This window comes from Flavobacterium aquatile LMG 4008 = ATCC 11947, from assembly GCF_000757385.1.
GTDB classification, from domain to species: domain Bacteria; phylum Bacteroidota; class Bacteroidia; order Flavobacteriales; family Flavobacteriaceae; genus Flavobacterium; species Flavobacterium aquatile.
Genome location: NZ_JRHH01000003.1, coordinates 179,711 through 192,381, shown reverse-complemented (window position 1 = coordinate 192,381; position 12,671 = coordinate 179,711). Strand labels below are relative to the sequence as shown.

Genomic DNA, 12,671 nt, shown 5'->3' with positions numbered 1-12,671 from the left:
CTGTCAGGTTTATAATTTAAATTAAAAAGATAAAATGACAACAATAAACCTTTCCACAAAAATTAAAGCATCCAAACAAGTAATATTCGACTTATCAAGAAATATTGATATTCACAAATTATCTACAGTAAAATCTAACGAAACTGCTATTGACGGAGTAACTTCGGGTTTGATAAATAAAAACGAAACTGTTACTTGGCGTGGCAAACATTTCGGATTTTATTTAACGCACAAAAGCATCATTTCAGCGATGAACCTTTATGATTATTTTGTGGATGAAATGGTAGAAGGTAAGTTTAAATCCTTCAAACACGAACATTCATTTATCGATGGAAACGGATTTGTAATGATGATTGATAAAATTCAATATCAAACGCCATATGGCATTTTTGGAAAATTATTTGATGTACTTATTCTGAAAAAATATTTAACTAATTTCATCTTGGAACGCAATACTATTTTAAAAGAATTAGCCGAAAAGCACTAAAAATAACCACCAAAATATAGGAATACTTTCAACCCAAAATGAAGCATAATATCTTGAACGATGTTCATTTGAAAACAATAAAAACACAATCGTTGTGATTGCCAACGCTAACTTTAAAGCTAAAAATTCGATTCTAAAATCAGTCGATAAAAATTCTAATAGGACAAATAAAAACATTAATATAATTCCAACTCGCTTCGTTTTTTGAACTCCAATTTGCTGAGGAACTGTTTTCAAATGCGGATCGTCCCACTTCAAATCGATAATTTCAAAAATTAATACCATTACAAAAATCAGAATAAATCGTTGCGCTGCTACCAAAAAAACATAACTTGAGAAAGGTAAATCTGCATTAATTATTGGTAGAAACAGCGTCACTCCAACCCAACATAATGCCACAATGTAAATTTTAATTCCAGCCCAATTTCGAGCATTTTTTTTGTTGGGAAAGAACGGCAAAGTATATAATAATGTTATTGCAAGAAATACAAAACCAATAATTTGTGTGGATTTTTGTAGTTGCAAAAAATAATATCCCGTTGCAATCAAAGATAAAAAACTCAAGAACGCAATAGCTTTTAGTTGAAGTGTCATTTTCAATCTTTTAGCTCTTGCTAATGCATCGTATTTTACAAAATTATATCCTACAATTGTTCCAAAAAAAGCGAAGTAAGGAGTAGTAAAATCAGTAGTAATGGTAAACAAAATTTGAGTCAATTGTACTAAGGCATAAACAGACAAAGCCACATGAATACTTGCATTGATATAGAAGTCGAGAAGTTTCTTGAAAAATTGCATATTACAAAACTAATCAATATGTTAATAAACATTGTTTTTAGTTAACAATTTCTCAAAATATTACCCTTTGTTTAACTAAAAAATAAAAGTTTAATAATTACTTTTGTGGCTTCAATTTGAATATTTTCAGATTCTAAAAACAACACACAAATTTTATATTTATTTATTAAATGAAAACAGACGCTTTTGCATTACGCCACATAGGTCCGCGTGAGAACGACCTACAATATATGTTTAAAACTATTGGAGTTGAAAATATGGATCAGTTGATTTATGAAACTGTGCCAGACAATATTCGTCTAGCAAAAGACTTAGATTTGGACGCTCCAATGACTGAATACGAATACCTAACGCATATTCAAGAATTAGGAAATAAAAACAAAGTCTACAAATCGTATATAGGTTTGGGCTATCATCCAGCGATTGTTCCTGCGGTAATTCAGAGAAATATTTTTGAAAACCCAGGTTGGTACACGGCTTACACGCCATATCAAGCCGAAATTGCTCAAGGTCGTCTTGAAGCTATTTTGAATTTTCAAACTACTATTATAGAATTAACTGGAATGGAAATTGCAAATGCTTCACTTCTTGATGAAGGAACTGCAGCTGCCGAAGCAATGTCATTATTATATGATGTTCGTTCTCGTGACCAAAAGAAAAATAATATTTGTAAATTCTTCGTTTCTGAAGAAATTTTACCTCAAACTTTATCCGTTTTACAGACGCGTTCTACTCCAATTGGTGTTGAATTGGTTGTTGGAAACCACGAAACATTTGATTTTTCATCAGACTTTTTTGGTGCAATTTTACAATATCCAGGAAAATTTGGTCAAGTAAATGACTATGCAGGTTTCATTGCAAAGGCACACGACAAAGAAATTAAAGTAGCTGTAGCTGCTGACATTTTATCATTGGTAAAACTAAAATCTCCAGGAGAAATTGGTGCCGATGTTGTAGTTGGTACGTCACAGCGTTTCGGTATTCCGATGGGTTATGGCGGACCACATGCTGCTTATTTTGCTACAAGAGAAGAATTTAAACGTTCCATGCCAGGAAGAATCATTGGTGTTTCTATTGACGTAAATGGAAATCGTGCTTTAAGAATGGCTTTAGGAACTCGCGAACAACATATCAAACGTGAAAAAGCTACTTCTAATATTTGTACAGCTCAAGTTTTACTAGCAGTTATGGCCGGAATGTATGCGGTTTATCACGGACCAAAAGGGTTAAAATATATTGCTGATAAAGTACATGCTTCGGCAGTTACTTTGGCTGATTCTTTAAATAAATTAGGCGTTTACAATGTAAATACTTCTTTCTTTGATACTATTTTAGTAAAAGCTGATGCCCAAAAAGTAAAAGCAATCGCAGAGAAAAACGAAGTGAATTTTTATTACGTTGATGCCGATACGATTTCAATTTCTTTAAACGAAACTAGTTCTGTTTCAGATATTAATCAAATCATTTCAATTTTTGCAGAAGCAACAGGGAAAGAAAGTTTTAAAGTTTCTGAATTAAGTTCGACAAATAATGTACCTACTTCATTAGAAAGAACTTCAACTTTCTTAACTCATGATGTATTCAACAACCATCATTCTGAAAGTCAGTTGATGCGTTATATCAAAAAATTAGAACGTAAAGATTTATCATTAAATCATTCGATGATTTCGTTAGGTTCTTGCACAATGAAATTGAACGCTGCAGCCGAGATGCTACCATTATCAATGGCCAACTGGAACAGCATTCACCCATTTGCACCAGTTGAACAAGCAGAAGGTTATCAGATAATGCTTAAAAAATTAGAGCATCAATTAAATGTGATAACTGGATTTGCAGGAACAACTTTGCAACCAAATTCTGGTGCGCAAGGAGAATATGCAGGTTTGATGGCGATTCGTGCTTATCATTTATCTCGTGGTGATCAACACAGAAATGTATGTTTGATTCCAGCTTCGGCTCACGGAACCAATCCAGCATCGGCAGCAATGGCAGGAATGCAAATTATCGTTACCAAAACTATGGAAAACGGTAACATTGATGTAGAAGATTTAAGAGCGAAAGCAATAGAACATAAAGACAATCTTTCTTGTTTAATGGTAACTTATCCATCAACTCATGGAGTTTTTGAAAGTGCTATTTGCGAAATCACTGAACTTATTCACGAAAATGGTGGTTTAGTTTACATGGATGGTGCCAATATGAACGCTCAAGTTGGATTAACAAATCCGGCAACAATTGGCGCTGATGTATGTCACTTAAATTTACATAAAACCTTCGCTATTCCTCACGGTGGTGGTGGACCAGGTGTTGGACCAATTTGTGTAAACGAAAAATTAGTGCCGTTTTTACCAACAAATCCAATTATTCCTACTGGTGGAGACCAAGCGATTACAGCAATTTCTGCTGCACCTTATGGTTCTGCTTTAGTATGTTTAATTTCTTACGGATACATTACAATGCTTGGTGCTGAAGGTGTAACAAATGCTACAAAATTTGCTATTTTGAATGCTAATTACATGAAAGCACGCTTAGAAGAACATTACCCAATTTTATATTCTGGAGAAATGGGAAGAGCTGCACACGAAATGATTTTAGATTGTAGATCATTTGAAGAAAAAGGAATTAAAGTAACTGATATCGCTAAGCGTTTAATGGATTATGGTTTTCACGCGCCAACAGTTTCATTTCCTGTAGCTGGAACTTTAATGATTGAGCCAACAGAAAGTGAAGATTTAGCCGAATTAGATCGTTTTTGTGATGCCATGATTTCTATTAGAAAAGAAATTGAAGTTTCTACTAAAGAGGATGCAAATAATATTTTAAGAAATGCTCCACACACTTTAGCAATGGTTACAAGTGATACTTGGACTTTTCCATATACAAGAGAACAAGCTGCATTTGCATTGGATTATATTGCCGAAAATAAATTCTGGCCAAGTGTTCGTCGTGTAGATGAAGCTTACGGTGATAGAAATTTAGTTTGCAGCTGTGCTCCAATTGAGGCATATATGTAATTTGTAAGTACGAAGTCAGAAATACGAAGTAAAAAGGTTTCAAATTAATTTTTGAAACCTTTTTACTTTTATATAAAATGACATAAATCATAGTATTGAGAATGGAATCGAGTAACTTTGCATACAAATTTTTAAGAAATGAATGATATTCAAAACCAAGACGATTTGCATCTAATTGTAGATGAATTTTATAAAAAACTTTTGTCTGATGAAAGTATAAGTTATATTTTTACTGATGTTGTAAAAATTCATCTCGAAGAACATTTACCAATTTTAGTTACTTTTTGGTCGCAAGCTATTTTAGGCACTGGCGGATACAGCAATAATCTTACCCAGATACATTTAGACATAAATGATAAAGAATATTTATCTCCAGAATTATTCAAAATATGGTTAAATCATTTCAACACAACGATTGATGAACATTTTAAAGGTGATAATTCAGAAAAAATGAAGACCCAAGCACTAAGTATTGCAACAATTATGCAAATAAAAATTGCACAAAAAAATCAATAATATATATATTTGATAAAATAAATCTCTAAAATTGATAATTTCATAAATATATGCATGCATAGTATCATTTGCATTGCAAATTGATTTATTATCTCTAAATTTACATTATAATATATCATTAAAAGCAGGATGAATATAAAAATAACAGGTTCTGGAAGTTATATTCCAACGAAGATAGTTTCTAATAGTGACTTTTCTAAACATGAATTTTTAAATGAAGATGGATCGCCGTTTGCACAACCTAACGAAATAATTACCGAAAAATTTCAAGGTATCACTGGAATTGAAGAACGCAGATATGTAGCCGATGATTTAATAACCTCTGATATTGCAACTATTGCTTCCCAAAAAGCGATTGAAAATGCCAATATTGATCCTGAAACATTAGACTATATTATTTTTGCACACAATTTTGGCGATGTAAAAAAAGGTGCTATTCAAGGTGATATGTTGCCTAGTTTAGCTTCTAAAGTAAAATATAATCTACGTATAAAAAACCCAAAATGTGTCGCTTATGACATGCTTTTTGGTTGTCCTGGTTGGGTAGAAGGCGTAATTCAAGCTACTGCTTTTATCAAGTCTGGAATGGCTAAAAAATGTTTAGTTATTGGTGCCGAAACTTTATCTAGAGTCACCGATCCACACGATAGAGATTCGATGATTTATTCTGATGGTGCTGGAGCAACAATTATTGAAGCTACAGAAAATGAAGGTGGAATTTTAGCACATGAATCGGCGACTTTTACTTATGACGAAGCCAATTATTTATTCTTTGGTGGTTCATTCAATAAAAATCTTGATCCTAATGTTCGCTACATAAAAATGCATGGTAGAAAAATTTACGAATTTGCTTTAAGCAATGTTCCAAAAGCCATGAAAGAATGTCTTGATAGTTGCGGAATTGATATTTCAAATCTCAAAAAAATATTGATTCATCAAGCCAATGAAAAAATGGATGAAGCAATTATCCAGCGTTTTTATAAGCTTTACGGACAAACTCCGCCAGATGGAATTATGCCAATGAGTATTCATAAATTAGGAAATTCTAGTGTTGCAACCGTTCCCACGTTATATGATTCACTTGTTAAAGGTGAAATCGAAAACCAAGAATTAAACAAAGGTGATGTAATAATGTTTGCTTCAGTTGGCGCTGGAATGAATGTAAATGCCATTGTTTATAAAATGTAAAAAAGTTAGAAGTTGGAAGTTAGAAGTCGGAAGAAAAAAGTAAATTTGCACTATAAATTTTCATTTTCATGTACGAAAAAACATTTCCAAATAAACGCTTTAAGCATACTTTAGAATTTTTACAAAAACACATTACTACATCAGAAACTATATTTGATTTAGGTGTTCCAAATCCGTTTTCTAGAATTATGGAGGAAAATGGTTATACTGTAAAAAATACAAAAGGTGAAGATTTAGACAATGATCAAACGGCTTTGCAAACTGAAACTTATACAGTTTTTACAGCGTTTGAAATTTTCGAACATTTATTAAATCCTTATACTGTTTTACAAAACGTAAAATGCGATAAATTACTTATTTCTATTCCGTTACGATTATGGTTTTCTCCTGCCTACAGAAGCAAAACGGATATGTGGGACAGACATTATCATGAATTTGAAGATTGGCAACTGGATTGGCTTTTAGAAAAAACTGGTTGGAAAATCACTGCTAGAGAAAAATTCACACATCCAGTAAAAAAAATAGGATTTCGTCCTTTGCTTAGATATTTTACTCCGAGATATTATATTGTTTTTGCCGAAAGAAAATAGACTTTTCTCATGAAATATTACCTAATAATTCCAACTTACAACGAAGAAAAATTTATTTCGCTAACCTTGCAATCGTTGGTTGAGCAGACAGTTTTACCTTCAAAAGTGGTTGTGGTTAATGATAATTCTACAGATGGAACTGCAGCAATCATAGAAGAATTTGCCAAACAATATCCTTGGATTTCGTTAGTAAATAAGATTTCAGATGCTGTTCATTTACCTGGAAGCAAAGTTATACAGGCGTTTCATGAAGGTGAGAAACACATTGATGAAAACTATGATATTCTAGTCAAAATCGATGCCGACTTGATTTTTCCATCAAATTATTTTGAAACAATTATAAAACATTTCCAATCAGATGAACGAATTGGAATGGTTGGTGGTTTTTGTTACATTGAAAAAAATGGCGACTGGATATTAGAAAACCTGACCGATAAAGATCATATTCGTGGTGCATTAAAAGCGTATCGAAAAGCAACTTTTAAAGAAATTGGCGGATTAAAACCAGCAATGGGTTGGGATACAGTTGATGAATTACTTTGTAAATTTTATAATTGGAAAATTGTAACCGATTCAAGTTTGCATGTAAAACATTTAAAACCAACTGGTGCACGATATGACAAAACGGCTCGTTACAAGCAAGGAGAAGCGTTCTACACACTAGGATATGGCTTTTTTATAACTGCAATTGCATCAGCTAAATTGGCGATGATGAAAAAAAAACCTTTTCTTTTTATTGATTATTTAAAAGGTTTTTGGAAAGCCAAAATTGCTAAAAAACCACTTTTGGTTACAACTGAGCAAGCTAAATTTATACGTAGTTATCGATTGCAAAAGATGAAAGAGAAGTTGTTTTAAAAAAAATTAGTTTCTTATTTATTACGGTTTGCGTTAGGGATGGAAGCGGCATCCTTTTGTGGAGCGATAGCGGAATAAAAGATAAAGCGAACAGCCCGACCTGCAAGGAAACGCCCAAAAAAAACTTAATAGATAACACATAACTCACAACTTATAACTATTTTTGGACATATTTAAAAACTATGATGCTAGTTCGCTATTTATCGCAAATAGGAAAATATTTTCTAATGCTAAAAGAAGTCTTCAATAAACCCACAAAATGGAGTGTTATGCGAGGATTAATTTTTAAAGAAATTGATGATTTAGTTATTGATTCTCTCGGAATTGTTGCATTTATATCGTTTTTCGTTGGTGGTGTTGTGGCTATACAAACTGCTTTAAACCTAACCAATCCATTAATTCCTAAGTACTTAATTGGTTTTGCAACTAGACAATCTGTAATTTTAGAGTTTGCTCCTACCTTTATTTCAATAATTATGGCAGGAAAAATGGGATCGTTTATAACGTCAAGCATTGGAACTATGCGTGTTACTGAGCAAATTGATGCTTTGGAAGTTATGGGTGTAAATTCTTTAAATTATTTAGTTTTCCCTAAAATAATTGCGCTTTTATTGTATCCGTTTGTTATTGGAATCGCAATGTTTCTTGGTATTCTTGGCGGTTGGATGGCTGGAGTTTATGGCGGATTTACGTCGAGCGTAGAATTTATACAGGGAATTCAAACCGAATTCATACCGTTTCATATCGCCTATGCATTTATAAAAACAATAATGTTTGCTTTAATTTTGGCAACAATTCCATCATTTCATGGCTATTATATGAAAGGCGGCGCACTCGAAGTTGGGAAAGCAAGTACAGTTGCCTTTGTATGGACTTCGGTGATAATTATTTTGGTGAATTATATTTTAACGCAGTTACTTTTAACCAATTAACAGATGATAGAAGTAAAAAATGTAGAAAAATCGTTTGGTGAATCTAAAGTTTTAAAAGGAATTACTACCACTTTTGAGACCGGAAAAACCAATTTAATTATAGGACAAAGTGGTTCTGGAAAAACAGTTTTGCTAAAATCATTGTTAGGAATTTTCACTCCAGATGTAGGGACAATTTCATTTGATGGAAGAATATATTCTGATTTAACTAGCGATGAAAAACGCGAATTGAGAACAGAAATAGGAATGGTTTTCCAAGGAAGTGCTCTATTTGATAGTATGACAGTTGAAGAAAATGTAGGGTTTCCGTTGAAAATGTTTACTACAAAATCGGCGGCAGAAATTAGAGATCGAGTGAATGTGGTTATTCAAAGGGTTAATTTAGTAGATGCTAATCATAAAAAACCCTCTGAAATATCGGGCGGAATGCAAAAACGTGTTGCCATTGCAAGAGCTATTGTAAACAATCCAAAGTATTTATTTTGTGATGAGCCCAATTCTGGACTTGATCCAAAAACTGCTATTGTGATTGATAATTTAATTATGGAAATTACCCAAGAATACAACATCACCACGGTAATCAATACACATGATATGAATTCGGTGATGGAAATTGGCGAGAAAATCATCTTCTTAAAAAACGGAATTCTAGCTTGGGAAGGAACTAAAAAAGACATCTTTAAGACTGACAATGAAGCAATTGTTGATTTTGTTTATTCCTCTAATCTTTTCAAAAAAATTAGAAAAGCACAAAATAAAGATTTATAAATTATTCTTCTCTAAGCAAATAAACCCAACCAGTTTTTGCTTCGCTTCCAGCAAAATTTACTAAGTAATAATAGGTTGCTGATGGCAAGAGATTTCCTTTTTTATCTTGACCTTTCCATTGATCTACATAATTGTCAAGCTCATAAACTACCATTCCGTAGCGATTGAAAATCTTTACTTTTTCTACATTACTAAATCCAGATAAATCGAAAGAATCATTATTTCCATCGGCATTTGGAGATACACCTTTTGGAATTTTACAAAGTGTATTTAAAACATCAAAGGTATTTGTGGTTGAACAACCTAAACTATTTGTAATTGTCAACATGTAGATTCCTTTTTCTTCACCAGTAATTATTGTCGGGTTTGTTGAACTTGTATAACCGTCAGCATTACTCCATTGATAAGTTGCCGTACCTTCATCGAATGAATTGTTTAATGAAACTGCGGTTAATGTTGCTTCATTATCAATACATTCAAAAACAATTTCAAACTCTGGTAATGCAGAAATTTCCACATCAATTGAAGCCAATGGCGATTCACAATCATTAGCTAACGTTTTCACGGTGTAAGTTCCGTTATTTATTGAAGTTGCATTTTCAATTATTGGATTTTGATCTGAAGATGTAAATCCGTTTGGCCCATTCCATTGGTATGTTGAGCCTATAATAGTTGTTGCATATAGTTGTAAATTCTGACCATCACAAACCACAGAATCGACAGAAGCAACTGGCGTTTGTGGAATAGGATTAATGGTGATTTCTACAAAAGATTCATCAGAAGTTGCACATGAACCGTTAACAGTATATTTAAATTGATAGGTTCCAAAATTTACTGAAGTTGCATCCCATAAATTACCGGTTAAAGTGCCACCACTTGCGGTTACTTCTGTCCAAACACCAGTAGTATCGAAAGCACCAACTATATAATTTGACAAATTAAGTTGTGTTTGAGCACCACAGAATGAAACTGTTCCATCCAAACCTGCATTTGGAGGCGTAGGATCTGGTTGAATTGTAAAATCTAAAATTGTGTCAACGCAAGAAGTGGTATTACTTGGATTGGTTATAAGCACATGGTAGATTCCAGAATCTGTTGCAGAATTATAAGGTGTAAAATTCAAAACATTTGAAGTGCTCAAAATAGTTCCAGTCTCATTTCCCTTATACCATTCGTAAGTTAAAAATGAAAATAGCGGAACAGAAAGCGAACCGTCAAATCCATTACAAGTTACTGTTGACTGAATTTCAAAGGGCTCTAATTCTGTTATATCAAAAATACTATTTACTATGTTGCCACAAAAATCTTGCACCTGAAAATTATAAATCGCTGGATCTAAATTTGTAAAGGAGTTTGATGTTCCATTATTAACAACAAATGGAAGTCCGTTTTTAGTTGTAATACTGTAATTTAATGGTGGCAATCCTGTTGCTTCTACTATAACTTCGTTTGTTGTACTTGAACATAAAAAGGCATAAACATTAATAATTTTTGGTCCGCCAGAAAAATCAAAATTATTTATAATCTGAACACAACTAGTATATTCAGAATTTACTAAATATCTAAAGCTTTTCAAAATTCTAAACTGACCTGTGAAAGCTAAATTCAAATTATTAGAATTATTCAACAAAGGCACTGAATTCAATCCACTTAATTGATCTCCAGCGTTATAAACAAATCCGGTTGATGGATGCGTCCATTGCCCACTTACAGTATTAAACTTTTGTAACCAGTAAGTTTCAATAAAAGTTCCATTACTTGTATATTGCAAAAACAAGTTGAAAGAACCACAATTTTCTGTAACATTTAAAACGTTATTTGTAACCTGATATCCAACCACATTTATGGTAGCCGTTCTTAGAGCTCCACAATTACTGGTAAATTGAAAAGTATAACTTCCTTCTGGAACTGAACCAAAATAAAAAGTAGAATTTACACTATTTGCAGATAAATTTTGAGGCAAAGTTGCTGTATAAGAAGATGGTGCAGCGATTAATGTAGCAGCAGAAATTCCATTAGCATCATTTACAATTACTGAACCAAAGCCAAGACTACAACCTGGACGTTGAATAACAGACAATTGTGCTGGAGAATAAGGTGCAACAGTAGCTGCAACAATATGAACAATTCCACAAGAATCCGTTACATTAAAAGTATAAGTTCCTTGCGGTAATCCAGTAATAAAAAACTGAAAACCATCTGGACTTATCAAACTCGATACATTATTTGGCAAAGGAACAGTATACGATGCCGGTGCATTAATGATTACTACAGAAACCATTTGAGCAGCACTCATCAAAATATTTATATCACCACAACCATTATTTGAACCAACTGCCACAGGAACTGGAAGATCATTGGTCACTGTAAATGCTTTAGTAGAAGTTCTTCCACAAGCATCAGTCATTTGAATTGTATAACTTCCAATAGGAAAACTATTTCCTAATCCGCCATAAATCACATCAATACCTGAGAAAGGTCCTGGATGCGATGCATTAAAAGTTGATGGATTAAAACCTGCAGGAAAAGTTAAAAAATTTACTGTATAAGGATTAACATAATACTCAGGAACCAATTTTAACGCTACTTCAGTACAACTCAACTTTAAAACAGAAGGTGTAAAATCAAATCTTTTATTTATTACATTATTATTTCTAGTGTAACTATTTCCGCAGGCATCAATAACTTTTAAATTATAATAATAGGACTGATTATGGTAAAAAGGAATCACTAAAGAGGCAGTCGCACCATTAGTTACAACTTGAGAATAGGTAAGTGGCGCACCTGTTGGCGGATAAACTGTATATTGAAAAGTTAATGGAAAAGCTATTTCAGCACCAGATAAAACTCCGAAAAAGTTTGATACTAAAATAGAATTACAGGAAGGCAAATTAGTATTCTGAAACGTTACAGGGTCAATTATTAAAGAAATCAAAGCTTGCGTTAACGTGAATGTCTGCACAACAGCTTCTCCACAAGAGTCATACACACGAATTTGGTACACACCAACTGGCAAGTTTTGAAAAGTATTAGATGATTGTAAAGGTGTTGTTATAGGACCACTTAATATTTGGTAAGAAACGGGATTTCCGTTCGTGACATTTACAGATAGTACACCATCATTGCCACATTTTACTTTAATACTATTTATTGTAAAAGTTAGATTTTCAATCTGGTTTACTATGGTCACATTTTGTTGCTTTTGTGCAGAATTTGCACCCAAAGATTGCGTTGCAATTACTAAATAATTACCCGCATTTAGTCCAGTTAAAGTGGGTGTTGTAACAACTACCAAAGGTGTTGTAGTATTGGGTAACAAATAAACAGAGTAATCCATTGTAGAACCAGGCAATGTTCCCGAAACACTAAAGGCTAATGCTCCGTTTCCTAAACAAGTTTCATTTGTTGGCGTTACATTAAATGTAAAAGCCGAGAGTTGACTGTAAGAAAGTTGGAAAAATAAAAAAATTATAAAAAAAAATTTAAAAGTTTTGAAAGTACTGTTTTTCATAATTTTCTT

At 32.8% G+C, this 12,671-nt stretch carries 10 protein-coding genes; 8 read left to right on the top strand and 2 right to left on the bottom strand.

The window, feature by feature from the left end:
- Positions 1 to 34: 34 nt before the first annotated feature.
- Positions 35 to 487 carry an SRPBCC family protein gene (locus LG45_RS06725; protein ID WP_035125616.1) on the top strand — a complete coding sequence of 151 codons (453 nt, stop codon included), beginning with the start codon at positions 35 to 37 and terminating at the stop codon, positions 485 to 487.
- Here the strand turns inward: LG45_RS06725 and LG45_RS06720 are convergent.
- A complete protein-coding gene (locus LG45_RS06720; protein WP_035125615.1) occupies positions 470 to 1,285 on the bottom strand; it encodes a UbiA prenyltransferase family protein in 816 nt (271 codons plus the stop codon). The genes LG45_RS06725 and LG45_RS06720 overlap by 18 nt on opposite strands.
- Positions 1,286 to 1,455: 170 nt before the next feature.
- On the opposite strand from LG45_RS06720, the gene gcvP reads away from it, so the two are divergent.
- The 7 genes from gcvP to LG45_RS06685 all read left to right on the top strand — a co-directional run bounded on the left by gcvP (position 1,456) and on the right by LG45_RS06685 (position 9,151).
- Positions 1,456 to 4,299: an aminomethyl-transferring glycine dehydrogenase gene (gcvP, locus tag LG45_RS06715; protein ID WP_035125614.1), complete on the top strand. Its 2,844-nt coding sequence runs from the start codon at positions 1,456 to 1,458 to the stop codon at positions 4,297 to 4,299.
- Between the two features lie 138 nt (positions 4,300 to 4,437).
- The gene (locus tag LG45_RS06710) at positions 4,438 to 4,815 is read left to right on the top strand and encodes a group III truncated hemoglobin (RefSeq protein ID WP_035125613.1); all 378 of its coding nucleotides are present in this window, start codon (positions 4,438 to 4,440) and stop codon (positions 4,813 to 4,815) included.
- 129 nt (positions 4,816 to 4,944) lie between these two features.
- Positions 4,945 to 6,003, top strand: coding sequence for a 3-oxoacyl-ACP synthase III family protein (locus LG45_RS06705; protein WP_035125612.1), 1,059 nt, complete (start codon positions 4,945 to 4,947; stop codon positions 6,001 to 6,003).
- 68 nt (positions 6,004 to 6,071) lie between these two features.
- A complete protein-coding gene (locus LG45_RS06700; protein ID WP_035125611.1) occupies positions 6,072 to 6,593 on the top strand; it encodes a methyltransferase in 522 nt (173 codons plus the stop codon).
- A 9-nt stretch (positions 6,594 to 6,602) separates the two neighbouring features.
- On the top strand, positions 6,603 to 7,451 hold the full coding sequence (locus LG45_RS06695; protein ID WP_035125610.1) for a glycosyltransferase family 2 protein: 849 nt from the start codon (positions 6,603 to 6,605) through the stop codon (positions 7,449 to 7,451).
- Between the two features lie 182 nt (positions 7,452 to 7,633).
- The gene (locus LG45_RS06690) at positions 7,634 to 8,383 is read left to right on the top strand and encodes an MlaE family ABC transporter permease (RefSeq protein ID WP_035125609.1); all 750 of its coding nucleotides are present in this window, start codon (positions 7,634 to 7,636) and stop codon (positions 8,381 to 8,383) included.
- A gap of 3 nt (positions 8,384 to 8,386) precedes the next feature.
- Positions 8,387 to 9,151: an ABC transporter ATP-binding protein gene (locus LG45_RS06685; RefSeq protein ID WP_035125608.1), complete on the top strand. Its 765-nt coding sequence runs from the start codon at positions 8,387 to 8,389 to the stop codon at positions 9,149 to 9,151.
- A gap of 1 nt (position 9,152) precedes the next feature.
- Here the strand turns inward: LG45_RS06685 and LG45_RS06680 are convergent, their stop codons facing one another.
- A complete protein-coding gene (locus LG45_RS06680) occupies positions 9,153 to 12,662 on the bottom strand; it encodes a T9SS type B sorting domain-containing protein (protein ID WP_035125607.1) in 3,510 nt (1,169 codons plus the stop codon).
- Positions 12,663 to 12,671: the final 9 nt, after the last annotated feature.